Raw genomic sequence first — 25,571 nt, 5'->3', positions numbered from 1 at the left:
TTTGAAACTTGAGTTTTTTTCAATTTGAGATTTCTAAGTCTTTTAATTTCAGCAAACATAAATATTCCTTTCAAAGTCAGTCCTCCTGTCAGTAATCTACTTTAAGTATTCTAACAAGATTCAAAGACTTTATGAGTATTTTTTCTCCATTTTTATTTGCCGAAATCTCTCCATTTTATTTTACCAGTTACAAAAAATAAAATTTTACTATTTCTCCTATATATTAAACACTACTGATAATTAAAGTTAACAGATTTATTAAACTATGAATTAATGTAACTACTATAATAGGATTCTGATTCTTTCTTTCAAAAACTACGAATGAATACGCTAAAATAATTCCTATAATAAATGCGCTTATTCCATACATAACATTGTAGATTAGATGAAGTATTCCAAAAGAGAAAGCTGATACTAATATCTTAAAAACAAGCCTAATTCTATGGGTTTTAAGTGAATTCAAAACCAAAGCTTGAAAAATCAAAGTCTCTATGAATGGTGATATTACAACTGCTGATAAAACTGTAAATAGCAAAATATCTTGTGCTTCATAGTAATCAGCTGCTACATCGATATCTAAAATGTAATATGAAATATTAGAGAGTAGAATGTTTAATAAAAAGCCAACTAATCCCATAATCACTATAAACTTCCACTTTGGTATTTTATAGATATTTGAATGAAATATATTTATCTGCTCCATTTATCATATACTCCTTCTAACATCATATAATGTTCTAAAATATAAAACTTCTTTTAGAGAAATATGGCTAAAAATCAAATAAAAAATCTAGAAAAAATTAGAGAGAATCAACTCATAAAATATATAGCAGATCCAATTAGAAACCCAAAGCCAAAGATACGAGTACGAACGATACTAATTTTGGTTGTATCAGAATAGAGTGAATTTAAGCTTTTTTCAGGAACTAATATCCAAGTAAGGCCCAAAATCCCTAGAGTTAAGTAGATAGTATTATCACTGATATTAATATTGAAGTCTGTAAATCGATTTAAAGTTTTCACTAATATTGAACTTATAAGAACTAGAAATAAAATTATATGGGTAGCTCTCAAAAAAAGTGATTTTTTCATTTTATCCTCATTTCATTATAGAATTATTATAACAGGAGCCTAATTTTTAAATCCATCTGTCTCTAAAATAGTTTGGAAATAACTCTAATAACTTTAACGTATTTTTATAATTTATTAAAGCAGCATAAATGTCGTATTTTCCTCTTTGTTCTAGAATTGATAACAAAAAGGAAAATGAATATATCAAAAGAACGGATATAGAAAAGAATCTTTCAATTTCAAGTTCTGTGGCTATAAAGCTGTCAAGAAATATGGTAGCTAACTCTGTTATAGAGAAACTGGGAAAATGCAAAAAATAAACCCTAAAAACCTTTAAATCTCAAAGGTTATAGGGTTTGCTTTAATTATTCCCACTCTTCACTATCTTTATGTCTTTTCTTTACAAAATATTGCAATATCAGTATCTTTTTTACAAATAGTTCTAGTGTATATCTTTAATTTCGTATAGTTTTTAAAATTTTTTACCCGTTCCAGTACCAGTTCCGATTAATTTAATGATAAAATTGTTCTTATTGTATTTTAAACATTAAGTTATTTGTTTTCTCTTTCAAACTAAACTATCTTGCTAAAACTAATATATAGTATTAGAATAGTGTTATAAGGTGTTCGAATAGTGTTAGAACGTGCTTGAATATTTAAAATAACATGAAAAAGAGGTAGAGAATATATGTTTAAGGAAAGTATTCACTTGGAACTAAAAAAAGAATATGTGAAAGATATATTAAAGACAGTGGTTGCCTTTGCTAATACTTCTGGCGGGAAGATTTATATAGGAATAGATGATGAAGGTAAGGTTTTAGGAGTAGAAAGATTAGATACTGATATTTTAAAGTTATCTAATTCCATAAGAGATTCTATAAAGCCAGATATAACTCTATTTACTTCTATCTTCGTAGAAAAAATAGATAGTAAGGACGTAATTGTTGTTGATGTACAAAAAGGAGCTTCTTCCCCCTATTATTTAGCTGACAAAGGGCTACGGCCTTCAGGCGTTTATGTAAGACATGGCGCTTCTTCTGTTCCAGCCACTGATGCTGCTATTTTAAAAATGATTAGAGATACTGATGGAGATAACTTTGAGGAGCTTAGATCTTTGAATCAAAATCTTGATTTTGATTTTTTAAAAAAAGAATTTGAGGATGCAAATATAAAGTTAGAATACTCTCAAATGAGAACTTTTAATATCATTGATGAGGATGGATTATATACAAATCTAGGCCTTTTATTGTCTGAGCAATGTCCACACACTATAAAAGCGGCCGTATTTGAAGGTAGCACTAAGGAAATATTTAAGGACAGATTTGAATTTTCAGGGTCTTTGTTGAAACAAATGAAAGATGTATATTCTTTTTTAAATAGATATAATAGGACTAATTCTGAAATAACCGGTCTTAAAAGAACTGATACCAGAGAGTATCCTGAAATTGCCATCAGGGAAGCTCTCTTAAATTCAATTGTTCACAAAGAATACTCCTATAGTAGCAGTACATTAATAAGTATATTTGATGACAAAATAGAAATAGTTACTATAGGCGGCCTTACTAAAGGCCTTAGTGAAGATGATATCATGCTAGGGGTATCTATTTTGAGAAATAGAAATCTTGCAAATATTTTTTATCGCCTAAAGTTAATTGAAGCATATGGAACTGGTATCCCTAAGATAATAGAAAGCTATAATGAATATAATGTAAAACCTAAAATAGAAATATCTAGCAATGCTTTTAAAATAACACTTCCAAATACCCTCAAAGAAAAATCAAGCTCTAAATTTGAAAATAATTTGAGCGATAAGGAGTATTTAATAGTTAATATGTTAAAGGAAAATGAATATATCAAAAGAACAGATATCGAAAAGAATCTTTCAGTTTCAAGCTCTATGGCTATCAAGTTGTTAAGAAATATGGTAGAAAACTCTATTATAGAGAAACTTGGAAAAGGTAAAAATGTTATATATAAATTAAAGTAGTTGGATCTAATATACACGGTGTAATCATGACTTAGGGCTCCTCCACTTCCTCTAGCTATGGAATAATTTTATTCATCCGGCAATAAAGAAGTGCATGAAAATTAAAAAATGTATCATATGTGTGTCACGGAAAAAATAAACCCTAGAAACCTTTGTATTTCAAAAGCTCTAGGGTTTTCTTTAATTACTCCCACTCTTCACTATAATTTTGACTTCTATGTACAAATTACTGCAATATCAATATCTTTTTTACAAATAGTTCTAGTGTATATCATTAATTTCGTATGATTTTTAAATTTTTTTACCCGTTCCAGTACCAGTTCCAATTAAAATAATTTGCTCAATTATTAATATCAAACTTTCAATAACATTTTCAAAAGAGATTTCTTTAACATAATTATTTTTATTTGCATATGCTTTCCACCTATCATTAAATCCCTTATCTGCTAAGATTATGTCTATCATTTCTTTAAAACTTGCAAAGTCAAGTATGGTACCCCTATAATCAAAAGTTCTTTCACAAGCTTTAGACAGCTTTTCAAAATCAACCTCATTGCTTTTGAATCTATATATTAGATGGATATCATAAAAATCTTTACTTCTACTATTTAAAAATCCTTTGGAATAAATGGTTTCTAATTTTTCTGCTAACATTGTTTCTAAATTGTATGCTTTGATTTTTAAGTTATCTTCAGAAAATATTGTTTTGTATTCATAATCTACTGGTTGATATGTCAATATATCTCCTGTTGCTATATCTAAAGGAACAATTTGTCTTATATTGTCTAATTTACATAGAATCTGGATTCTATATCCCCCATATTCATCTTGTTTTTTAATTTCTTGTATACCCTTTAGCTCATATTGAATGGAATCTTTTTCATTATATTCTAAAATATCATCAAAAATCTCAACTAGAAGTTCTTCAGTTAAAGGCATATTCTTAAAAAGAAAATCAATATCTACGGTGCTTCTTGAATCCAATCCCACTATATTTGAAAGTATATATCCACCTTTAAAAATAAATTTATCATTATATTTGCTAATTGATAATTTTCTTAAAACACTTTCTAAAAAATAATATGTCATAACAGAATTAAAAGTTAATCCTGTTTCATTAGATACTTTGCGGCACATAGCTGTTATCTTATCTTTATTCATAAATCACCTCCATCGTAGTTCTTACCTTTTCAATAATCCCCATTTTTTTAGCATATATAAAAAGTTTATTTATATCAGAATTTTTAGATGATGCATATCCTCGTATTGTCTTAACATAAATTTCCGGATCTATGTTATTCTTGTTTTGAACAAAATCACATATTATTCTTTCAATGTTATATGCTCTGACCTTATTTTGATATATAGTTTTTACTTCTATCGCTCCCATATCTGATATATCGCTTTTCACATAATATAGTTTTACATTATTGGGAAGATTATTAATTTTATAGCTGTAAGGGACACTCGCCTCAATCAATTGTGGTATTTTGTCAGTTAATCCTTGTAAATATAGAGCTGTCTCATAGGAAAATACCGTCTTTTTAAATTTATGCTGAAAAAAATAATATTCGTCATAATCTCCCTGTTTTGAAATGTAAATACCTCTATCCACTCTAGAAAGTATATTTTCTTCTACAAGCCTTGTAAGATATACTCTTGGAATTCCTTCTTCTTTACAATATTGTGTTGTAATGACTCCGTTGTTTCCTTTTAGATAGTTAAGTATCTTTTCTTTGTGATTCATATTATCCTCCATTGTTCCATCTATACTGATAGTATACTGTTTTCTCAGTGTATATGCAACAATATAAATTTTGTTGTATCGGTTCTTAAATTATATAATTTATACGCACATTTCAAACTAGTTTACCTTATTAGTGCAATACGAAAATTAAAAACCCGTGTATCCCCTTTAGAAAGGATATACGGGTTTGATTTTCTATTCCCACTCGATTGTCGCAGGTGGCTTTCCAGTAATGTCATACACTACTCTATTTACGCCTTTTACTTCATTTACTATTCTTCTTGATATCACATCTAGTACTTCGTATGGGATTGGGTAAAATTCTCCTGTCATACCGTCTGTTGATGTCACGGCTCTAAGTCCTACCATATAGGAATATGTTCTTTCGTCTCCCATTACTCCAACTGTCATTACGTCTGGAAGGGTTGCAAATGCCTGCCAGATTTTTCTTCCTAGGCCTGCTTTTTCAAGTTCTTCTCTATATATATAGTCTGCATCTCTTAGGATATCGCATTTTTCTTCTGTTACTTCTCCAAGCACTCTGATTCCAAGTCCCGGTCCTGGGAATGGATGTCTAAATATAAGGTACTCAGGTATTCCAAGCTCTAGTCCTACATTTCTTACCTCGTCTTTAAATAGTTCTCTAAGAGGCTCTACAAGGCTAAGCTTCATGTCCTCTGGAAGTCCTCCAACGTTGTGATGACTCTTGATTACTGATGCTTCATCTGTTCCACTCTCTATTACATCAGGGTAGATTGTCCCTTGAACTAGGTACTCTACCTCTCCAAGCTTTGCAGATTCTTCTTCAAATACTCTGATGAATTCTTCCCCTATTATCTTTCTCTTTTTCTCAGGGTCTGTAACTCCCTTTAGTTTTGAAAGGAATCTCTCCTGTGCGTTTACCCTTATTAGATTCATAGAAAATTCATCTCTAAATATTCTCTCTACATCATCACCTTCATTTTTTCTAAGTAGACCGTGGTCTACAAATATACATGTAAGGTTGTCTCCTATAGCTCTATGTACTAGAACTGCTGCTACTGATGAATCAACTCCTCCACTTAGTGCGCAAAGGGTCTTTTTATCTCCTATTTCTTCTTTGATAAGCTTTATCTTATCTTCTATGAATGAGTCTGCTGTAAAGTCTCCATCTAGCTTACATATTTCAAAAAGGAAGTTTCTTATTATCTTATATCCTTCTTGAGTATGCTCTACTTCTGGGTGGAACTGTACTGCGTAAAGATTTTTCTCTTTGTTTTCCATTGCAGCTACTGGGCAGTCTTCTGTTGTTGCTACTATATTAAAGCCTTCTGGCATCTTTTCAATCTGGTCTGTGTGGCTCATCCAGCATATATTTGATTTGTTTATATCTTTAAAAAGTGGGCTGTCTTGATAGTTAATTGAAGTCTTTCCATATTCTCTTTTTTCTGGCTTCATCACTGAGCCTCCAAGAAGCTTTGCTGTAAGCTGAGCTCCATAGCAGATTCCAAGTATAGGGATATTCATCTCAAATATTTCACTATCTATTGTTGGAGCACCTTCTTCATTTACGCTCTTTGGTCCTCCAGTAAATATGATTCCTTCTGGGTTTACTTCTTTGATTTTAGCTATTGCTTTTTTGTATGGAACTATTTCGCAGTATACATTAGCTTCCCTTACTCTTCTTGCTATTAGCTGGTTATACTGTCCTCCAAAATCTACAATTAGTACTGTCTGATGCTTCATATATTAAACCTCCAGGCTTGCGCTATAGTTTGGCGCTTCTTTAGTAACTGTTATATCATGCGGATGACTCTCTCTAAGTCCTGCTGCTGTGATTTTTACCATTACGGATTCTTCCATAAGTTCTTTAATAGTTTCTGAGCCGCAGTATCCCATACCTGCTCTAAGTCCTCCAACCATCTGGAATATAAGGTCTGATGCTTCTCCTTTGTAAGGGACCATACCTTCTACACCTTCTGGAACTAGCTTTTGGGCATCTTTTTGGAAGTATCTATCTTTAGAGCCTTTTTCCATAGCTCCCATAGAACCCATTCCTCTATATGATTTGAATGATCTTCCTTTATATATTACTGCCTCTCCAGGACTTTCCTTTGTTCCTGCAAGAAGAGATCCAAGCATTACTACAGAGCCTCCAGAAGCTATTGCTTTAACTATATCTCCTGAGTACTTGATTCCTCCATCTGCAATTATTGGAACTCCGTATTTAGCTGCTTCTTCGTAGCAATCCATAACAGCAGTAATTTGAGGTACTCCAACTCCTGCAACAACCCTTGTTGTACATATAGAGCCAGGTCCTATACCAACCTTTATGCAGTCTGCCCCAGCTTCAATAAGCTCTCTTGTAGCCTCTGGTGTTGCTACATTTCCTGCTATAACCTGAAGGTCAGGATAATGCTCTTTTGCTTTTTTAACAGCTTCTATAACACCCCTTGAATGACCATGGGCTGTATCAATTACAATTACGTCTACCTTTGATTTATAAAGTGCATCTATTCTCTCAAGCATATCAGCTGTAACTCCAACTGCCGCACCGCAAAGAAGTCTTCCTTGGGAATCTGTTGCTGAGTTTGGAAATTTTATCTTCTTTTCTATATCTTTTATTGTGATTAATCCTTTTAGATGTCCATCCTTATCTATAATTGGAAGCTTCTCTATCTTGTGCTTGCTAAGTACCTGCTGAGCTTCTTCAAGGGATACACCTTCAACTGCTGTGATTAGATTTTCTGATGTCATAGCATCTTCAATTTTTTTACTAAAATCAAGTTCGAATCTTATATCTCTATTTGTAAGTATTCCTATTAGCTTCTTGTCTTCGTCTACTATAGGAACTCCTGATATTCTATATCTTCCCATCAGTTCATCTGCTTCTTTTATAGTCTTTTCCTTTGTAAGATAAAAAGGGTCTACTATGACTCCATGCTCCGAGCGTTTTACCTTATCTACTTCAAGAGCTTGCTCTTCTATAGACATATTCTTATGTATGATTCCTATACCACCTTCTCTAGCCATCGCTATAGCCATCTGATGCTCTGTTACAGTGTCCATACCTGCACTCATTACTGGGATATTTAATTTGATTGTCTTTGTAAGGTAAGTAGATGTATCTACCTCATGAGGCAGTACGCTTGATTTTTGTGGTACTAAGAGTACGTCGTCAAATGTAAGAGCTTCTTTTAGAACTTTTGCCATAGTAATATATCCTCCTAATGTTTTTAAAAATACAAAAAAACCTACGCTGCTACTCATCTGAGTGGCCGCATAGGTTTATGATATCGTAAACTAGTAAAAGAGCTATAGACCCAAATTTTGGCCAAGTCTTTTAAAAATATCTCGAATGAACAAGATATCTCCCTAATTTGATGCATAAATTCCTGAAATGCGATCACCCATAGTCGAAAATTTACGGTTTTCGGTAGAGACTTCCGGTCCATATTACCGGTATTATATGAGGGAAAATGTTTTTTAATGTTCGTATTTATTTCTGATTTGTATTATAAGATAACAGAATTAAATGTCGTTGTCAATGAATTAAAAACAAATTTTTAAATAGTCTTATATTCATTCTTTATATTGTAAAAGATAGAGGTTGTGATAAAGTCCTTTTTGTTTTAAAAGCTCATCATGTCTGCCCATCTCCCTTATCTTTCCTTTATGCATTACTATTATATTGTCAGAATGCTGGATTGTCGATAGTCTATGGGCAACTACAATTGTAGTCCTTCCTTTTATAACCTTTTCAATAGCCTCTTGAATCAGGACTTCTGTCTGGGTATCTATGTTTGATGTAGCTTCATCTAGTATGAGTATCTTTGGGTCAAATGCGAGGGCTCTTGCAAATGCAAGGAGCTGCCTTTCTCCAGATGATAATGTAGATCCCCCTTCTTCTACTAAAGAGTTGTATCCATCCTTTAGCTTTGATATAAAGTGATGGGCGTTTACAAATCTGGATACCTCTTCCACCTTTTCATCTGATATCTCAGCATTGTTCAATCTTATATTGCTCCTCATATCTCCAGTAAATAAAAATACGTCCTGAAGTACAGAGGCTACATTTTTTCTAAGATATTTAACAGGTATGTCTTTGATACTTACTTTATCTATTAGTATATCACCTTTTTGTATTTCATAAAGCCTTGCTATAAGGCTGATAATAGTTGTCTTTCCAGAGCCTGTAGCTCCTACAAATGCAACTGTTTGACCTTTTTCTATTTTAAAGCTCACATCTTCAAGTACCCACTGCTCATCATCATATGAAAACCATACGTTTTTGAACTCTACCTCTCCTTTAAATTCAAATGGCTCTTTGACATTTTCAGAATCTTCAAGACCATCCTTTTCGTCAAGAAGCTCAAAGATTCTTTCAGATGATGCCATTGCAGACTGCATTATATTAAACTTTTCAGAAAGGTCTGATATCGGCTGAAAAAACTGGTCCAGGTAACTTATAAAGGCAAATAGTACCCCAAACTGTATGCTCCCTCTAATCACAGCTCCTCCTCCATACCATATAAGAAGTGCTAGAGCAAAGTAATATATAAGGTCAATTGTGGGTCTAAATATTGCAAATACAAAGAGCTCTCTAAGGGATGCCTCTTTGTGCTCGCTATTTATTTTGAAAAACTCTTCATACTTTCTATCTTCTTGGGCAAAAATCTGTATGATTCCCATTCCAGATATGTTTTCACTAAGGGATGAATTGATTACAGCCAGCTTTCGCCTTACCTCTCTATATGCAGCCCTTGCTTTTTTTCTAAACATCATAGAGGCAAACACTACTATAGGAAGAGTTATAAATACCACAAGGGATACCTCTGTACTAAGGCTTAGCATCATTATTATAATACCAAGTAGTAGAAATATATCCTTAAAAAATGACACAATAACTGAGGTATAGAGTTCATTTAGGTTTTCCATATCGTTAGTAACTCTAGTTACGAGCCTTCCTACAGGGTTTTTATTAAAAAACTTCAGAGGAAGATTTAGTACATGGCTATAAAGCTCATTTCTCATGGAGTGAATCACTCTTTGCCCAGTATACGAAAGAAGATATACCTGCATATAGTTAAAAAAGAATCCCCCTACAAGTACAAGAAATAATAGAAGGGACATATTTCTCACTCCAGTAAAATCATTCTCCCTAAACTGAAGATACTCATCTTGGCTTAAAAGTATATAACTATACTCCTGATTTTCAAATGCTATATACCCTTCCCTTATCTCAAAAGGTGAGTTTCTAGGAATGACTCCTTCTATAAGATAATGAGCATTTTCTCTTGAAAGTATTTGATATTCTCCTTCTGCTCCTTCTAAATCGTTTATCCTAACAAAATAAAGGTCATTAAAATGAGTGTAGGGAAGATTTTCTGGCATGTCCGTAAATGCAGTCATAGGTTCATCAGACGCTGCTATATAATTGTCCACTGTAACCTTGATTATATAAGGTCTTGCAAGATCTACTCCAGTTGCAAGTATTATAGCCAAAAAACTCAGTACAAGAAGCAGTGCGTAAGGCTTTGCATATCCTAGGAGTCTTTTCATGATTTTGATATCAAACTGTTTATCTTTAATCTCACTTTCCTCTAAATAATTCAAGTCCTACACCTCCTCTTCAAGCTTTTCTTCTAGAAGCTGCTTCTTATAAAGGTCACTATATCTTCCGCCAAGTCTTAGAAGTTCTATATGCTTTCCTCTTTCAACTATTTCTCCATCTTCCATAAAAATAATCTCATCTGCATTTTTAATGGCTGATATTCTGTGGGATATTATTATGCTAGTCCTATCCTTCATGACGTCTTGAAGATGCTCTAGTATAGCTTCTTCAGTTTTTGTGTCTACAGCTGAAAGGCAGTCGTCAAGTATTAATATAGAAGGATCTTTGATTAGGGCTCTTGATATAGAAACCCTTTGCTTTTGTCCACCTGATAAGGTGACTCCCTTTTCCCCTACTATAGTTTGAAACTTTTGGGGAAAGGACATGATATCATCATATACTGAGGCTGTCTTTGCCGCATTTTCTATCTTTTCAAATGAAAGATTTGGGTCTGAAAATGCTATATTTTGTGAAATTGTAGTAGAGAATAAAAAAGCTTCCTGAGGTACATATCCTGTAGCCTTTCTAAGGGTTTTGATAGGAATCTTTTCTACATTTACTCCCCCTATAGATATTTCTCCTTCTTCTATATTATAGTTTCTAAGGAAAAGTGAAGCCAAAGTTGACTTTCCACTTCCTGTCTTTCCAACAATCGCAAGGGTTTCTCCCGGTTTTATATCTAAATTTATATTTCTAAGGGCATAGGTCTCACTTTTTGGATATTTAAAGGAAAGATTTTTTATGCTAATATGCATAGCCAGCTCATTTAAGTTTTCTATAGGAAGTACTCCTTTTTTGTCAACTACTTCTGGTTTTGCATCAAGTATTTCATTGATTCTTTTAAGGGATGCAAGCCCTCTTTGTATTACGTTTATCACCCAACCTATAGCCATCATAGGCCATGTGAGCATCCCAAGATAGGTGATAAAGGCTACAAGTTCTCCAAGGCTTATCCTTCCTTCTATTACCATGTTTCCACCTATATAAAGGGCTACAAGAAAGCTGATTGCTGCAATAAATCCTATCATAGGAAACATAAAGCCAAATATTCTAACTAGCTTCATATTATGAAATACATATTCTTCACTTGCATTTGAAAATCTAAGGAGCTCCTCTTCTTCCTGTACATAGGATTTTATTACCCTGATACCTGTGAAGGATTCTTGGGTTCTATCGCTCATGTTTGAAAAGGATTCTTGAACCAATTTATATCTCTTTTGTATTTTTTGTCCTAGAAAAGTCACTATGATTGCAAGTATCGGAAGGGGAATAAGAGCTAAAAGGGTAAGGGTGGGGCTTATGGATGTTGACATAACTCCTATTGTGGCAATAGTAAGGAATATAGAGTCTGTAAGCATTATTACTCCAGGTCCAAATGCCATTCTTACTGCCTGTATGTCGTTTGTGGCATGGGCCATAAGGTCTCCTGTTTTTCTATAATTAAAGAAGTTTTTAGAAAGTCCTTCAAGATGTTTAAATATCTTGCTTCTCATCCAAAATTCAAGCACTCTAGAGCTTCCTATGATTTTAATTCTCCACATATATCTAAAAAAAGCTATAAAGCATGCAATAATCATTATAAGAAGTGCATAATAAAGCACCTGTCCATTACTTATAGTTCCCGAGCCAATACTGTCTACCACATTTCCTATTATCCTTGGAGTAATAAGCTGGAGAGTATCAACAATAATAAGAACAATAACTCCAACAATATACTGCCATTTATTTTCTTTCATAAAATCCTTAAGATGCCTTAAGACCTCCATATTAACCCCCCATTTTCTGCAAAAAGAGGCCCCTTGGCATGCAAGAAGCCTCTTAATTATTACTCTATTTTGTTAAAACAGATTATCTATAATTTGAGCTATAGGATACATTTCCCTTTGACATAGTCATCACAGTCACTGGAACTTCATCTACTACATCAACTGCTATAAGGTCTGCCCTCATCCCCTCTTTTATCTCTCCCCTATCTATAAGTTCAAGAGCTGTAGCTGGGTTTTTAGACACAAGCTTTACGGAATTTTCAAGTCCCATTTCTTTCCCTAAAAGGAACACATATGCTAGTAGGTCGTAAGGCCTCATGTCAGAAGATAGCATATCGATTTTTCCATCAAGTACTGCTTGCCAAGGGTCAAGCTTCACTATACCGCCTTTTCCCTTACTAAGAGATAGAGTATCTAAAAGAATTTGCTTTTTTGTACCCTTCGCAAAATCTATTGCATCCATAGTGAAAGGGTATTCCAATATATTAACCCCATCTTGTTGAAGATAGTCAAGCTTTCTCATAGTGTCAAGTTCGCTAGAACCTACCTTTACGCCCTTGTAATGAGAGTATTTTAGCATATATGCAAGCTCTTCAAGATTGGATTCACTTCTAAGCTCACGAACCCTTTTCACCATTCTTCTGCATATCTCTTCGCTAAGTCCCATACTTCTTTGGATATATTCCTGATAATATACTTCTCTGTATCTTTCCTCTTCAGTCCTGCAGTATCCAAGATAAGATATATAGTCCAAAAATCCTCCTTCAAGAAGCTCTTTTACCTTATCCATACTCTCTATAAAGCCTAGCTGAAACTCTATATGAACCTTGTGGTCTATTAGGTTTTTTCCCTTGGATAGCTCACTGATTTTTTTTGCAATATTTGGACCTGTCGTAAAATCATCTTGACTTCTGCCATTTACTATTGGAATAGAGTGAAACAAAGTAGTGATTCCTGCAGATGCGAATCTCATCTCCACTTCTTTAAATGTCTTTTGAAAAGGAAACATATTATTAGCCTTAATCCTGTTTTCCCTAATCAGTTGCTCGCTTTGTATATTTATAAGTCCAGGAAGGATGTATTTTCCTTTAAAGTCAATGATATTTGTAGATTTAGAATCAGCCGATATCGACTTTATAACCCCGTCTTCTATATGAATGTATCCTTGTGTAACATTGTCGTTTAATACAATTCTATCGCTGTATAATACTTTCAAGTCTCAACCCTCCCTGTTTTAATAAAGGATACTAAAAAACATTAACTGTAAATTTCATTATAACATATAATCTTGTTTATACACTTGAAGAAAATAGTTTGAAATTGTTTTTTTTTGGTAAATATTAATTATAGTAAATCAGCTTGGATATGACAGCTATTTTCAATCCAAAGGGGGGCTTTAAATGAGAATAAAATCAAAAGAAGAAGTGCTTAAGGAATATAAAAATAAATACAAAGAATTAGATAATTATTTTATATCACATCTAAGTGAAGAATACGACAAGTATTACAAAATTGTAAAAGATTTACAGACAAAGGACGAGGTTTTGGCAGTATTTGAAAAGGAAATAGAAAGAAACGACCAGATGTATAACGAACACGCTGGAATAGAAGGAGTAGAAAAAGCTCTAAATGATCAGTATATGACCGTTCTTGCATCTTATGGTCTGATAGTATTTTTTAGAGACAATATGATAGAGTGGTAAAAATAAGTCCCCTTAAAAAGGGGACTTATTTTTATTAGATATTTTTTTACTTTGATTTTATCAATATGATTTTTTTGTAAAATTTGATATTAAAGTACTACTCCACCATCAACTGCAAGTACTTCTCCAGTAATAAATGCTGCCTCATCTGATGCAAGGAAAAGATATGCATTAGCTATATCTTCTGGAGTAGCAAGCTTTCCAAGAGGAGACTTGCCCTTCATCATATCAAGAACCTTATCAGGCATTTTAGCAACCATTGGAGTCATAGTGAACCCTGGAGCTACTGCGTTTACTCTAATACCTTTTCTTCCAAGCTCTTTTGCCCAAGTCTTAGTGATTCCAATAACTCCCCACTTTGTAGCAGCATAGTTAGTCTGTCCGAAGTTTCCATAAAGACCAACAACAGAAGATGCGTTAAGGATTACTCCTCCATCTTTTTCAGCCATTATCTTAGCAACTATCTGTCCGCAGTTGTATACACCTTTAAGGTTTACATCTATTACTTTATCAAAGTCAGCTTCTTCCATTTTTAAAAGCTGAGAGTCAGCTGTGATTCCAGCGTTGTTTACAAGTATATCAACCTGTCCCCACTTAGCAACAACATCATCAACCATAGATTGTATCTGCTCTCTATTTGTAACGTTAACGTCATAAGCAAGTACTTCCCCGCCCATTTCCTTTATCTTTTCAACTACTTCATTTAGAGAATCAAGTCCTGTATTGGATACTACTACCTTTGCACCTTCCTGTGCAAATCTTATTGCAGTCGCTTCACCTATACCTCTTGCCGCTCCTGTAATTATAGCTACTTTATCCTTTAATCTCATCTTATAATAACCTCCTTGGATAATAATTATACAATCATATACATTATAACAACTACAGACTTACCTATCAACCAGTTAAGATTTAATCTAAGCTGTAATCATAAAAACCTTTTCCTGTTTTCCTTCCCAAATGCCCTGCACTAACCATTTTCTTAAGAAGAGGATGTGGTCTATATTTGGGATCTCCAAAATCTTTAAATAAAACGTCCATTATGGCAAGGTTTACATCATTTCCAATAAGATCCGCAAGGGCAAGTGGTCCTATTGGATGATTTGCCCCTAACAACATTGCACTATCAATATCCTCAGCACTAGCAACTCCTTCAGCATATATTCCTATAGCTTCATTAATCATAGGAAGAAGAAGTCTATTTACTACAAAACCAGGAGCCTCTTCCACTTTTATAGGTTTTTTTCCTATATTTTCTGCAAGTTCTGTAACTATAGAAAGAGTTTCTTCTGATGTAGCTATACCTTTAATCACTTCAACTAATTTCATTACAGGTACTGGGTTAAAAAAGTGCATCCCTATTACTTTCTCTGGTCTTGATGTAGATGCTGCTATTTCTGTTATTGAAAGAGATGAAGTATTTGTTGCTAGTATGGTTTTAGAATCAACTAATTCATCCAGTTCTTTAAATATTTTTTTCTTTATATCCATATTTTCACTTGCAGCTTCTATAATGACGTCACAGTCCTTAAGAAGCTCAGCATTTTCAGTAAATGTAATATTGGATATAAAGATATTTTTATCTTCTAAGCTTATTTTTTCTTTACTAATTAGCTTGTCAAAGGCCTTGGAAATCCTTTCAAGACCTTTTTCAAGATTCTTTTTATTTATATCTCTTAGGACGACACTATAATTATTTTGAGATAAAACCTGGACGATTCCAGTCCCCATAACACCTGAACCAATAACTCCAACCTTCATGGCAGCTTATCTCCTTTTTGATTTCTAGTTATATTTTAACATTTAAGACTGTTTAAATAATACCTACTGATGCAAGAAGTATTCCCGCGATAACTGATGCTATAGGAATTAGAGAACCTACTACAAATATATCCTTATATGAATCCTTATGTGTCATAGAAGTAACCGCAAGAAGCGTAAGTACAGCTCCGTTGTGAGGAAGGGTATCAAGTCCTCCACTTGACATAGATGCTATTCTATGGAAAGCTTCAAGAGGAATACCAGACTCGATTGAAAGTTGTACGTATTTTTCTCCAAGGGCTTCAAGAGCGATTCCCATACCACCTGATGCTGAACCTGTAGCTCCAGCAAGTACGTTAACTGCAACTGCCTCTGATATAAGTGGATTTCCTTTGATTCCAAGAACTAAATCTGTAAGTGTCGTAAATCCAGGTACAGCTCTTACTACAGCACCAAATCCAACTGCAGCACTTGTGTTTATTATAGCGATTACCGAACCAGAAGCTCCTGCATTTATTGTTTCAACAAGCTTTGGAAGTCTTGCAAAGTTTAGAGCTATTCCAAGAACTATACCTATAATAAGTGCAGTTATTATGTTTAAATTAAATACATTAAGAGTTGTGATTACAGCAACTAGAGGAAGTGCTGAAAGTAATGGATTAGGAAGCGTAGATTCATCAACTTCTTCAAGCTTTTTATCTAGCTCAGTAAAGCCTACTCCAGCTTTTGCATACCCTTTTTCTCTAAACATAAGCCAAGCCATACCGCCACCAAACATTATAAGAGCACCTACAGTACCCATTATTGGAGCTGCCATAGCAGTGGTTCCAAAATAGTTTGTTGGTATAAGGTTTTGTATCTGAGGAGTTCCAGGAGTAGCTGTCATCGTAAATGTAAACGATCCAAGTGCTATAGCTCCAGGAATCAGTTTTCTTGTGATATTTGCTTCTCTAAAAAGTGCAACTGCTAGTGGATAGATTGCGAACACAACAACGAATAGTGAAACTCCACCGTATGTAAGTACGGCGCAAGCAAGTACAACTGCCATTATTGCAAATTTTGTACCTATAATTTTAGTAACCCATGTAGCAACAGATCTTGCTGCTCCAGAGTCGTCCATAACTTTTCCAAATATAGCGCCTAGCATAAACACAGGGAACCAAGATTTTGCAAAACCAACAAATCCACCCATATAAGCGTCTGTATAAGCTGGAAGAAGCTCAAGCCCTCCAGTAAGAGCAACTATCATAGCACATATAGGAGCAATCCAAATAATAGACATTCCCTTATAAGCTAAAAACATAAGTAATACCAGTCCAATAATAATACCTAACATAACAAACCTCCTTGTAATTAAAATTTTAGTTTATAATTGCGGCCAAAAGACGAAAAGTCTTTTGGCAGTACTACCTAATCAGTATTTTTAATTATATTTTTATACCAACTTTTCCAGGTTTAAATATATTTTCATCCATTAGTTTAAGTGCTGGACTTACTACAGGTTTGAAATTCATTTGTCCTATTACATCTCTCTCCATATCAACCCCTGGAGCTATCTCAGTAAGGACTATTCCATCTTTTCCAAGCTCAAACACTGCTCTTTCAGTGATATAAAGTACAGTTTGTCCAACCTCGTTTGCATAATCTCCACTAAATGTGATTTGCTCTACCTGCTCTATAAACTTTTTAGCCTTACCTTCTTGGATTATATTTAATCTACCATCTCCAGCTTCAATCTCAAGCCCTCCTGCTGTAAAGGTACCGCAGAATATTACTTTCTTTGCATTTTGAGTTATATTGATGAATCCTCCAGCTCCAGCAATCTTTGGTCCAAACTTACTTACGTTGATATTTCCTATCTGGTCACATTGAGCAAGTCCAAGGAATGCAACATCAAGTCCTCCACCATCATAAAAATCAAACTGATATGGCTGGTCAATGATGGCCTGTGGATTAGTAGCTGCACCGAAACTTAGTCCTCCAGCTGGTATTCCTCCAATAGGGCCTGGCTCTACTGTAAGTATCATTTCATCCCCAATTCCTTCTTCATTGGCTACCATAGCTACTCCTTCTGGCATACCAATTCCAAGGTTAACGATTGCATGAGGTACAAGCTCCATAGCTGCTCTTCTTGCTATTATCTTTCTCTCATCTAGCTCCATAGGCTTTACTGAGTTAACAGGAACTCTTATATTTCCTGTATAACTAGGATTATATGCTTCTGCAAAGGTCTGCATATGATTATTCATATCTTCTGTTTCAACTATAGTATCCACATATATTCCAGGTATTTTTACAAGTCTAGGGTCAAGGGTACCTGCCTTTACTACTTTTTCAACCTGCACTATTACCTTACCACCTGAGTTTTTGCAAGCTTGTGCTATAGAAAGAACTTCAAGTGAACCTGCTTCTTTTTCCATAGTCACATTTCCAAGCTCATCTGCATATGTACCTCTTATAAATGCAAAGTCTATTGGAAAGGCTTTGTATAAAAGATATTCTTCCCCCAAAAGCTCCACAAGCTCTACCATGTCTTCTTTAGTACATTCATTTAACTTTCCCCCATCTACTCTAGGGTCTACAAATGTCTTAAGACCAACCTTTGTTATAGTTCCCGGCTTGTTTGCAGCTATATCTCTAAACAGATGAGATATTGAGCCTTGTGGAAAGTTGTATGCCTCAATTTTATTTTCAAGGGCAAGCTTCTGCACCTTTGGAACAAGTCCCCAGTGTCCACCAATTACTCTTTTTATAAGACCCTCATGTCCAAAGTGATTAAGTCCTCTAGTCTTACCATCTCCCTGCCCTGCAGCATATACAAGCGTAAGATTCTTTGGCTCATTTGTTTCTAAAAATCTCTCTTCAATCGCAATCTCAAGTTCTTCAGGAACAGCGTTTCCTACAAAACCTCCTGTAGCTATTGTGCTTTCTGATGTTATTAATTTCACAGCCTCTTTAGCACTCAAAAAATTTATTGCCATAACTTATCCTCCTAATTAATAGTTTTTTAATTTTTCTTAAAAATCAATGTAGTAATTTAGGTCATAGTAATATTTCTTTATGGATTATGTAATCGTATTCCTATAATCCATAATCTTTTCTTGACTTTGATTAATTGTAATAGAGCAATAACTATGCCAAGATTTTTTTGACAAATAAAAAAAGCCCTTGAATAACTTTGGTCAAATTCTTTAATTTGAGTGAATTCGACCTCAGTCAGAGGGCTAATAATAGTATTTTTCAAAAATAATTGTAAGTCTTTTGCAATATCTCTCAAAATTCCTTCATAAGCTTCGTCGGAAATCCGTACACAAATATTTCGTTTTTCTAAATATTTCCAGATTTTTATAGGTCAAAGGCTAGTAGATGTGGGATAGTATATTTAATCACAACGCTTAAAACTCTTTGTCGCTTTTCCGTACAGTGTACAGAATGGTTACAATCCATATTTTTCTATTTTTTCATATAAACTCGTTCTGCTGATTCCTAGCTCTTTTGCAGCCTGTTGTTTATTTCCTTTGCAAATATCAAGAGCATTTCTTATTTCTTTTATCTCAACTTGTGAGACTATATCCTTAAGTCCTATTTTCCCAATATTTGAAGTATAATTCCCCTTTTTTTCCCTTATATAGTAAGGTAGGTGGTTCAATGTGATTTTTGCTCCCTTTTCCACAAGATTAATAGCTCTTTCTATTGTATTTTCAAGCTCTCTTATATTGCCAGGCCAGTTATGAGACTTTAGATGAGCCATTGCATCCACATCTATTTCTGTTACAAATCTATCCATTTCTTTTGCCAGTTTTTTCATTAGATAGTTTGCTATAGGCTCGATGTCTTCTCTTCTTTCCCTTAATGATGGTATATTAATTTTTATAACATTTAGTCTATAATAAAGGTCCTCTCTAAATGTTTTTTCAGCCACCATTTCTTCAAGATTTTTATTTGTTGCAGCTATTATTCTTACATCCAATTTTTTGCTCTTTGTGCCCCCAATCCTCTCTACCTCTTTTTCTTGTATGACTCTTAGGAGCTTAACCTGCATTTCCACAGGCATATCTCCAATCTCATCAAGGAATATAGTACTTTTATCGGCAAGTTCGAATTTACCCGGTTTTCCACCTTTTTTCGCCCCAGTAAATGCCCCTTCTTCATACCCGAAAAGCTCACTTTCTAAGAGTTCTGCTGGGATACTCGCACAGTTTACTTTAATAAGAGGGTAGTTAGCTCTTGGGCTTAGGTTGTGGATAGAGTGAGCAAATAGCTCTTTTCCAGTTCCGCTTTCTCCCATCAAAAGAATACTGGATTTACTTGAAGATACCTTTTTTGCAAGCATTTTAGCCTTATTTATGGCAGGGCTATTTCCAATAATGTTTTCAAAAGTATACTTGCTTCCAAGGGCTTTTTTCAGTTCCTTTTTGTAAAAATCCAGTTCTTTTTCCATAACTGCAACTTTTTTTACATATGAATCAAGTTCTATAATGTCTTTGAATATAACCGTTCCAACCGCACCGATAAGTTCTTCATCTTTGAATATAGGTATTCTATCAGCTATCATTTGATTTCCTTTGATTTGCTGGACATCTCCTATTTCTCTTTCCTTGGTTTTCACCACAATATGCATTCTTGTATTTTCAATCACTTCGGTAACATGTTTGCCTATAGCCTCTTCCTGAGTTGTTCCTAAAAAATTGCAATAGGGCTTGTTAATCATAGTAATATAGCCGTACTTGTCCACTACAACCATCCAGTTATAGCTGTTGTCAAATATATTCCTGTAGAGTTCTATAAGCTCTATCTGTTTTTCAACCATTTTTCTGTCGCATCCGGGATAGTAATTTTCTTCTTTCATATTGTCATCCCCCAGCCTTTAGATTTTTCAGGTATGCTTTTAAGGTCTAGCCTTAGTCTATTTATATATTCTTTCTTAGTATATAGATTAGCAATTTAAAGAGTTTAAATCAACCTTTCAAAAAAAACCTTCCATCCCTAATAGGGGCAGAAGGTTTTTGAATTTTTATCTTTTTACTACAAGAGCCGTTCCCATTCCTCCACCGATGCAAAGAGTTGCAAGACCGTGCTTTGAATCTCTTTTTATCATCTCATGAAGTAAAGTAACAAGTATTCTAGCTCCACTAGCTCCCACAGGGTGTCCTAGAGCTATTGCCCCTCCATTTACATTTACCTTTGATGGATCCCAGTTTAGCTCTTTTCCAACAGATAAAGCTTGTGCTGCAAAGGCTTCATTAGCTTCTATAAGATCCATATCTTCTATTTTTAATCCAGCTTTTTCAAGAGCTTTTTGTGAAGAAGCAACTGGTCCTATTCCCATTATAGATGGATCTACTCCTGAGTTTGCATAAGAAACTATAGTTGCAAGAGGCTTAAGACCAAGCTCGTCAGCCTTTTCTTTTGACATTACAACAAGTGCAGCTGCACCATCATTAATTCCAGATGCATTTCCAGCTGTTACACTTCCGTCTTTTTTAAATGCTGGTCTTAGCTTTCCAAGCTTTTCTGCTGTCATTGAAGCTTTAGGGAATTCATCTGTATCAAATATAATTGGATCACCTTTTCTTTGAGGTATTTCCACTGGAACTATTTCATCCTTGAATCTACCTTCCGCTATTGCCTTTTCAGCTTTGTTTTGACTTAAAGCTGCAAATTCATCTTGCTCTTCTTTTGAAAGACTGTATTTTTCAGCTAGATTTTCAGCAGTCATTCCCATATGGTAGTTGTTAAATGCGTCTGTAAGAGCATCATTTATCATAGAGTCCACTACTTTTCCATCTCCCATTCTCATTCCCCATCTAGAGTTTGGAAGTAGATATGGAGCCATACTCATGTTTTCTGTTCCCCCAACTACCACTATATCATTATCTCCTGCAAGAATAGTCTGAGCTGCTAAAGATACTGTTCTAAGTCCTGATCCACAAAGCATGTTTATAGTAGTAGCTGGAACTTCTACAGGAATTCCAGCCTTGATAGAAGCTTGTCTTGCCACTCCTTGACCATGTCCTGCCTGAAGTATACAACCCATATAAACTTCATCTACATGAGTCGGGTCAACTCCTCCTCTTTTTAAAGCCTCTTTAATAGCTATCGCCCCTAAATCCACTGGGGAAACGCTTGCCAATGCTCCGCCATAATTTCCGATTGCCGTTCTTACTGCACTTACTATAACTACTTCTCTCATTTATTTACCTCCTACAATTTATTAGTACAAAATGTTAAAATCTTTGATTAATTTATGAGCAATATCTATGCCAATTTTTCTATTTACTTTCTAACATGTTAGATTATATATTTAATGTATAATTTTTTCTACAATTGATATTTTTTGAACAAAAAAAACGAAGCTTTAGCTTCGCTTTTTAATCTATCCTTTAATCTATCATGGGTATATGCCATCTCTTATTTTTATAAGGGACTGATTCACTTGTATATACTATTTCTCTATCAATATCGATTATATATTTCATTTTGACTTTTTCTAAACCTTCAATTACATTTAAATCCAAATAATAAAATGTGGAACCCATTGTGAATTTATTGTCTATAAGGAAATTATAAAGGTTCTTTTCTTTTGACCAATCTACTTCTTTAGCAACAGGGTAATTTCCGTTTTGTGTTTTATATTCTATTATATTGCTTTTCACATGAGCATAATCCTCTTTATAAGCACCATAGATTCTGTCTTCAAATGCGAAAAAAATAAATAGCATATTTGCTAGTACCAAAAATAAAACAAATGTCATTATAGTCTTTGGAAGAGTGTTTTTCTTTTGCTTTACTTCGAATAGCTTTTCTATAGCTTCCCCAAACATAATATCTTCCCCCTTATCATCCAGATAATACATCATCCTTGCTAGTTTTGATTATTACCTTTCCACTTGCGCTGTTTCCTACTATCTTTATTGCATAGTTTCCCTCTGGAGCTATAATTTTAAACGTCCCTTTTTCTGTGTCTTCAGAAATGTTCATAACCTCCTTTTGGGGAGTTATAAGTACTATCTTGAACTTTCCTTCCACAATTTCAGATTCAAAATCTATATTTACTATAGAGCTTTGTTCAATCTCCATAAGTTCAAGAGTATTACTTCCATAAAAACCCTCAAATTCTATTGCTTTATAGTCTTCTTTGTCATATTTTACTCTTTTTAAAAAAGTATAGTTGTCTTCAGATATTATCTTATTATTTTGACTATAAATTTCTTTCTGAAACTCCGTGGGAAGCAAAATAGCTGTATTTAAAGAGCATCCAGAAAAGATAACTGACATAAACACCAACCCTGCCATAATAATCAATCCGTTTTTTTTAATTTTAACCCACCCCTTATAATTTGAGCAGACAGGTTTCCAGTAGAGTTTTGTAATATTGAATCATCAATATTTAATAATCTTATTTGGTTAGCACTGCCTCATTATATATCTTATTTCCTTGTCTATAGCGTTTAGAGCATCCTCTGAGCTAAGATCATCTCTTTCTCCTATACAAAACACAAGTTTGCCATTCGTATAATAACTTATAATCTTTTGAGCCGTCTCTGCATTTTCCTCTTTAAGATACCCCTCTCTTACACATTCCACAATTGCATCCCTTAGCACATGAGCAACTGATGATTTCCCATCAAAATCCTTTGTTTTTTCTCCTAGCTTTTCTAGTAAAACAAGGTCAAAAGCTTTAGGATTATTTATAAAATACATAAAATATGTTTTTGTATAAATAATAAGCTGTTCAAGAGCATTTTTACTATGATCTGTATTCGATAAAAGCTCAAGATAGCATTCTTCCAAAAAGCTATATGCTGCAGCAACCATCAAATGATTCATATCATCAAAGTAGTTGTAAATAGTTGCATAAGAGTAACCCGCCTCTTCTCCTATTTTTCTGGCATTTAATCCAGCAACTCCTTTTTCTTTTACTATTTTTTTTGCTGCATCTATAAAATATGATTTCATTCTCTCTTTTTGAATACTCTTTATTTTTTCCTTTTGAAGTTCTCTAGCTGTCATCTCATCCTCCCGCTTTCATATTTTTCCATATTTTTATCTGCATTAATATTATTAACTATGTTAAGAATATTATCTTTTTTGTAAAAAGTCAATATTCTTAAGGCTAATTTTCCTATTTCTAATCTAATTTTAATCTATTTGATATTCTATAAGTTATGTTTAATTATGGTATTAAAAAAAACTATTTTGTGAATTTTTTATTTTTTCTAAAAAGTGTTGACAATAGACTTACATCTCACTAAAATATAGAAGTATTTACAAACAACTAATAAAATATGTGTGAATGAAGCTTATTGGAGATACCATTTGGTAACCGTAGGAGAAAGGCTTTGCCCCGCTATAGGCAATGACCGAAGCTTTCAGGTTCGATACAATAACGCTGACACACCCCTGGAGAGATCGCTTAAATGCGGCATCAACGGAGCAACTTTCTCTATGAGAAGGGAATCTTTCAGATAAAAGGACAGGGAAGAAGTAGCCATTATTTGTGCTACTCTTCCTCGTCCTTTTTTGATGGAAAAAATCATATAAGACGGAGGTTTTAAATTTGAGTGCTATTTTAAAAGAGAATTTAAGTATGGAACAATCAGCAGTTGAAAAAGAAAGTCTTACAAAAAATCTAGGGCTTACAGATGCAATTATGATGGTCGTAGGAATTGTAATTGGTTCAGGTATATTTTTCAAATCATCAACTGTATTTGCAGCTGCTGGTAATCCTTTCATGGGAATATTGGCCTGGATTTTCGGTGGGCTTGTTACTATTGCCTCGGCTCTTACAATCAGTGAAATATCAACTGCAATCCCAAAGACAGGTGGAGTATTTGTATACCTAAAGGAACTTTATGGAGAGAGATTGGCGTTTTTATTTGGATGGGTGCAATCCCTTATTTATGTACCAGGAGTAACTGCTGCACTATCTATAATGCTTGTAACTCAGGCGACTTTTTTCGTACCTCTTTCTGAAGTTAATCAAAGGGTACTAGCAATATCACTTATATTTTTACTTATATTTTTAAATATGATTTCAACAAAACTTGGTAGTAAAGTTCAGCTTATTTCAACTATAGGAAAACTCATACCTATTGGAATCATTATTTTATTTGGATTTATAAAAGGAACTGTAGGAGGAGTAAGTGCTGCAAGTACTTTTTCACTGAGTAATACAACTATATCTGGCTTTGGAGCGGCCATCCTTGGAACACTATGGGCTTATGATGGTTGGGTTGGAGTTACAAATATAGCTGGAGAGCTTAAAAATCCTGGTAAAGATCTTCCAAAATCTATAATAATGGGACTAAGTCTTACAATTTTTGTTTACATACTTATCAATATCGCAATAATAAATGTGATTCCAGTAGAGCAGGTAATGATGTCTGTAACTCCTGCATCAGATGCAGCTGTAATCATGTTTGGAAGCGCTGGAGCTGCTCTTATTTCTGGTGGAATCATGGTATCTATATTTGGAGCTATGAATGGTTACCTTATTACAGGTGTAAGAATACCTTATGCAATGGCAAAGGATAAGCTATTTTTAATGCCAAACACACTTGGAAAAATCGATAGTCGCTTTAAGACCCCAGTAGCTGCTTTTCTTATGGAAGGATGTCTTGCATCTCTTTATGTAATGACAGGTTCTTTTGAAATACTTACAAATCTAGCTATGTTTATGGTATGGTTATTTTTCATAATAACTGTGGCTGGAATATTCATACTTAGAACTAAGTTTAAAGATATGCCAAGAGCCTATAAAGTTCCTCTTTACCCAATAGTTCCTCTTGTAGGTATAGCTGGTGGAATATACATAATCGGAAGCACTATCTTTACAGATACATATACAGCTCTTTTTGGACTACTTGTAACACTTACAGGTGTTCCTGTTTATTCATATATCAAGAAAAAATACATCTAAATAAGCTAGAGTTTTTCACTC

22 protein-coding genes and 2 riboswitches are annotated in these 25,571 nt (G+C 34.0%); of the genes, 5 read left to right on the top strand and 17 right to left on the bottom strand.

All coding sequences use genetic code 11. The features are described 5' to 3' along the window. Positions 1 to 223: 223 nt before the first annotated feature. Positions 224 to 703 (bottom strand): CPBP family intramembrane glutamic endopeptidase, encoded by a 480-nt coding sequence (locus tag J2Z35_RS05100; RefSeq protein ID WP_209660113.1) that lies wholly within the window; start codon positions 701 to 703, stop codon positions 224 to 226. A 63-nt stretch (positions 704 to 766) separates the two neighbouring features. On the opposite strand from J2Z35_RS05100, the gene J2Z35_RS14765 reads away from it, so the two are divergent. The 3 genes from J2Z35_RS14765 (at position 767) to J2Z35_RS05090 (ending at position 3,058) form a co-directional block, all read left to right on the top strand. Continuing rightward, entirely contained in the window at positions 767 to 901 is a 135-nt protein-coding gene (locus J2Z35_RS14765; protein WP_281063621.1) for a hypothetical protein, read from the top strand. Positions 902 to 1,220: 319 nt separating this feature from the next. Next, entirely contained in the window at positions 1,221 to 1,391 is a 171-nt protein-coding gene (locus J2Z35_RS05095) for a hypothetical protein (protein ID WP_209660111.1), read from the top strand. 368 nt (positions 1,392 to 1,759) lie between these two features. Next, complete coding sequence (locus J2Z35_RS05090; protein ID WP_209660109.1) at positions 1,760 to 3,058, top strand: RNA-binding domain-containing protein; 1,299 nt, start codon at positions 1,760 to 1,762, stop codon at positions 3,056 to 3,058. 291 nt (positions 3,059 to 3,349) lie between these two features. Here J2Z35_RS05090 and J2Z35_RS05085 read toward each other — a convergent pair whose 3' ends face one another. The 7 genes from J2Z35_RS05085 to J2Z35_RS05055 all read right to left on the bottom strand — a co-directional run bounded on the left by J2Z35_RS05085 (position 3,350) and on the right by J2Z35_RS05055 (position 13,380). Further along, a complete protein-coding gene (locus J2Z35_RS05085; protein ID WP_209660107.1) occupies positions 3,350 to 4,219 on the bottom strand; it encodes a nucleotidyl transferase AbiEii/AbiGii toxin family protein in 870 nt (289 codons plus the stop codon). Further along, positions 4,212 to 4,805 (bottom strand): type IV toxin-antitoxin system AbiEi family antitoxin domain-containing protein, encoded by a 594-nt coding sequence (locus tag J2Z35_RS05080; RefSeq protein ID WP_209660105.1) that lies wholly within the window; start codon positions 4,803 to 4,805, stop codon positions 4,212 to 4,214. Before J2Z35_RS05080 ends, J2Z35_RS05085 begins: the two co-directional genes overlap by 8 nt. Before the next feature lie 195 nt (positions 4,806 to 5,000). After that, complete coding sequence (gene guaA, locus J2Z35_RS05075; RefSeq protein ID WP_209660103.1) at positions 5,001 to 6,530, bottom strand: glutamine-hydrolyzing GMP synthase; 1,530 nt, start codon at positions 6,528 to 6,530, stop codon at positions 5,001 to 5,003. A gap of 3 nt (positions 6,531 to 6,533) precedes the next feature. Beyond that, complete coding sequence (guaB, locus tag J2Z35_RS05070) at positions 6,534 to 7,997, bottom strand: IMP dehydrogenase (protein WP_209660101.1); 1,464 nt, start codon at positions 7,995 to 7,997, stop codon at positions 6,534 to 6,536. A 180-nt stretch (positions 7,998 to 8,177) separates the two neighbouring features. Further along, a riboswitch (purine riboswitch) is annotated at positions 8,178 to 8,277 on the bottom strand. An 89-nt stretch (positions 8,278 to 8,366) separates the two neighbouring features. After that, on the bottom strand, positions 8,367 to 10,400 hold the full coding sequence (locus J2Z35_RS05065) for an ABC transporter ATP-binding protein (protein WP_245330769.1): 2,034 nt from the start codon (positions 10,398 to 10,400) through the stop codon (positions 8,367 to 8,369). A gap of 3 nt (positions 10,401 to 10,403) precedes the next feature. After that, a complete protein-coding gene (locus J2Z35_RS05060) occupies positions 10,404 to 12,164 on the bottom strand; it encodes an ABC transporter ATP-binding protein (RefSeq protein ID WP_209660099.1) in 1,761 nt (586 codons plus the stop codon). An 82-nt stretch (positions 12,165 to 12,246) separates the two neighbouring features. Next, entirely contained in the window at positions 12,247 to 13,380 is a 1,134-nt protein-coding gene (locus tag J2Z35_RS05055) for an amidohydrolase family protein (protein WP_209660096.1), read from the bottom strand. 184 nt (positions 13,381 to 13,564) lie between these two features. Between J2Z35_RS05055 and J2Z35_RS05050 the strand changes: the two genes are divergently transcribed. Further along, the gene (locus J2Z35_RS05050) at positions 13,565 to 13,867 is read left to right on the top strand and encodes a hypothetical protein (protein WP_209660094.1); all 303 of its coding nucleotides are present in this window, start codon (positions 13,565 to 13,567) and stop codon (positions 13,865 to 13,867) included. Between the two features lie 89 nt (positions 13,868 to 13,956). On the opposite strand, the gene fabG is transcribed toward J2Z35_RS05050, so the two are convergent. The 9 genes from fabG to J2Z35_RS05005 all read right to left on the bottom strand — a co-directional run bounded on the left by fabG (position 13,957) and on the right by J2Z35_RS05005 (position 23,641). Next, on the bottom strand, positions 13,957 to 14,697 hold the full coding sequence (fabG, locus tag J2Z35_RS05045) for a 3-oxoacyl-[acyl-carrier-protein] reductase (protein WP_209660092.1): 741 nt from the start codon (positions 14,695 to 14,697) through the stop codon (positions 13,957 to 13,959). Positions 14,698 to 14,779: 82 nt separating this feature from the next. Beyond that, positions 14,780 to 15,628, bottom strand: a complete 849-nt coding sequence (locus J2Z35_RS05040; RefSeq protein WP_209660090.1) for a 3-hydroxybutyryl-CoA dehydrogenase — start codon at positions 15,626 to 15,628, stop codon at positions 14,780 to 14,782. 52 nt (positions 15,629 to 15,680) lie between these two features. Continuing rightward, positions 15,681 to 16,964 carry a GntP family permease gene (locus tag J2Z35_RS05035; RefSeq protein WP_209660089.1) on the bottom strand — a complete coding sequence of 428 codons (1,284 nt, stop codon included), beginning with the start codon at positions 16,962 to 16,964 and terminating at the stop codon, positions 15,681 to 15,683. A gap of 91 nt (positions 16,965 to 17,055) precedes the next feature. Further along, the gene (locus J2Z35_RS05030; RefSeq protein ID WP_209660087.1) at positions 17,056 to 18,609 is read right to left on the bottom strand and encodes an acyl CoA:acetate/3-ketoacid CoA transferase; all 1,554 of its coding nucleotides are present in this window, start codon (positions 18,607 to 18,609) and stop codon (positions 17,056 to 17,058) included. A 455-nt stretch (positions 18,610 to 19,064) separates the two neighbouring features. Continuing rightward, positions 19,065 to 20,477 carry a sigma-54 interaction domain-containing protein gene (locus J2Z35_RS05025; RefSeq protein WP_209660085.1) on the bottom strand — a complete coding sequence of 471 codons (1,413 nt, stop codon included), beginning with the start codon at positions 20,475 to 20,477 and terminating at the stop codon, positions 19,065 to 19,067. Between the two features lie 165 nt (positions 20,478 to 20,642). After that, positions 20,643 to 21,821: an acetyl-CoA C-acetyltransferase gene (locus J2Z35_RS05020; RefSeq protein ID WP_209660075.1), complete on the bottom strand. Its 1,179-nt coding sequence runs from the start codon at positions 21,819 to 21,821 to the stop codon at positions 20,643 to 20,645. A 190-nt stretch (positions 21,822 to 22,011) separates the two neighbouring features. Beyond that, positions 22,012 to 22,452, bottom strand: coding sequence for a hypothetical protein (locus J2Z35_RS05015; RefSeq protein WP_209660073.1), 441 nt, complete (start codon positions 22,450 to 22,452; stop codon positions 22,012 to 22,014). Positions 22,453 to 22,468: 16 nt separating this feature from the next. After that, complete coding sequence (locus J2Z35_RS05010) at positions 22,469 to 22,906, bottom strand: hypothetical protein (protein WP_209660071.1); 438 nt, start codon at positions 22,904 to 22,906, stop codon at positions 22,469 to 22,471. A 129-nt stretch (positions 22,907 to 23,035) separates the two neighbouring features. Then, positions 23,036 to 23,641 (bottom strand): TetR/AcrR family transcriptional regulator, encoded by a 606-nt coding sequence (locus J2Z35_RS05005; RefSeq protein ID WP_209660069.1) that lies wholly within the window; start codon positions 23,639 to 23,641, stop codon positions 23,036 to 23,038. Between the two features lie 380 nt (positions 23,642 to 24,021). Continuing rightward, a riboswitch (glycine riboswitch) is annotated at positions 24,022 to 24,118 on the top strand. A gap of 70 nt (positions 24,119 to 24,188) precedes the next feature. On the opposite strand from J2Z35_RS05005, the gene J2Z35_RS05000 reads away from it, so the two are divergent. Continuing rightward, the gene (locus J2Z35_RS05000) at positions 24,189 to 25,550 is read left to right on the top strand and encodes an APC family permease (RefSeq protein ID WP_330623391.1); all 1,362 of its coding nucleotides are present in this window, start codon (positions 24,189 to 24,191) and stop codon (positions 25,548 to 25,550) included. Positions 25,551 to 25,571 lie beyond the last annotated feature (21 nt).

Source organism: Acetoanaerobium pronyense, assembly GCF_017874355.1.
Classification (GTDB): Bacteria; Bacillota; Clostridia; order Peptostreptococcales; family Filifactoraceae; genus Acetoanaerobium; species Acetoanaerobium pronyense.
This window is presented reverse-complemented; position numbering and strand designations above follow the sequence as displayed.

What these genes read in the sequence shown, in the direction of transcription:
- J2Z35_RS05100 (WP_209660113.1), bottom strand. Translation starts at nt 703, where the DNA reads ATGGAGCAGATAAATATATTTCATTCAAATATCTATAAAATACCAAAG.
- J2Z35_RS14765 (WP_281063621.1), top strand. Translation starts at nt 767, where the DNA reads ATGGCTAAAAATCAAATAAAAAATCTAGAAAAAATTAGAGAGAATCAA.
- J2Z35_RS05095 (WP_209660111.1), top strand. Translation starts at nt 1,221, where the DNA reads ATGTCGTATTTTCCTCTTTGTTCTAGAATTGATAACAAAAAGGAAAAT.
- J2Z35_RS05090 (WP_209660109.1), top strand. Translation starts at nt 1,760, where the DNA reads ATGTTTAAGGAAAGTATTCACTTGGAACTAAAAAAAGAATATGTGAAA.
- J2Z35_RS05085 (WP_209660107.1), bottom strand. Translation starts at nt 4,219, where the DNA reads ATGAATAAAGATAAGATAACAGCTATGTGCCGCAAAGTATCTAATGAA.
- J2Z35_RS05080 (WP_209660105.1), bottom strand. Translation starts at nt 4,805, where the DNA reads ATGAATCACAAAGAAAAGATACTTAACTATCTAAAAGGAAACAACGGA.
- guaA (WP_209660103.1), bottom strand. Translation starts at nt 6,530, where the DNA reads ATGAAGCATCAGACAGTACTAATTGTAGATTTTGGAGGACAGTATAAC.
- guaB (WP_209660101.1), bottom strand. Translation starts at nt 7,997, where the DNA reads ATGGCAAAAGTTCTAAAAGAAGCTCTTACATTTGACGACGTACTCTTA.
- J2Z35_RS05060 (WP_209660099.1), bottom strand. Translation starts at nt 12,164, where the DNA reads ATGGAGGTCTTAAGGCATCTTAAGGATTTTATGAAAGAAAATAAATGG.
- J2Z35_RS05050 (WP_209660094.1), top strand. Translation starts at nt 13,565, where the DNA reads ATGAGAATAAAATCAAAAGAAGAAGTGCTTAAGGAATATAAAAATAAA.
- fabG (WP_209660092.1), bottom strand. Translation starts at nt 14,697, where the DNA reads ATGAGATTAAAGGATAAAGTAGCTATAATTACAGGAGCGGCAAGAGGT.
- J2Z35_RS05040 (WP_209660090.1), bottom strand. Translation starts at nt 15,628, where the DNA reads ATGAAGGTTGGAGTTATTGGTTCAGGTGTTATGGGGACTGGAATCGTC.
- J2Z35_RS05035 (WP_209660089.1), bottom strand. Translation starts at nt 16,964, where the DNA reads ATGTTAGGTATTATTATTGGACTGGTATTACTTATGTTTTTAGCTTAT.
- J2Z35_RS05030 (WP_209660087.1), bottom strand. Translation starts at nt 18,609, where the DNA reads ATGGCAATAAATTTTTTGAGTGCTAAAGAGGCTGTGAAATTAATAACA.
- J2Z35_RS05025 (WP_209660085.1), bottom strand. Translation starts at nt 20,477, where the DNA reads ATGAAAGAAGAAAATTACTATCCCGGATGCGACAGAAAAATGGTTGAA.
- J2Z35_RS05020 (WP_209660075.1), bottom strand. Translation starts at nt 21,821, where the DNA reads ATGAGAGAAGTAGTTATAGTAAGTGCAGTAAGAACGGCAATCGGAAAT.
- J2Z35_RS05015 (WP_209660073.1), bottom strand. Translation starts at nt 22,452, where the DNA reads ATGTTTGGGGAAGCTATAGAAAAGCTATTCGAAGTAAAGCAAAAGAAA.
- J2Z35_RS05010 (WP_209660071.1), bottom strand. Translation starts at nt 22,906, where the DNA reads ATGTCAGTTATCTTTTCTGGATGCTCTTTAAATACAGCTATTTTGCTT.
- J2Z35_RS05005 (WP_209660069.1), bottom strand. Translation starts at nt 23,641, where the DNA reads ATGACAGCTAGAGAACTTCAAAAGGAAAAAATAAAGAGTATTCAAAAA.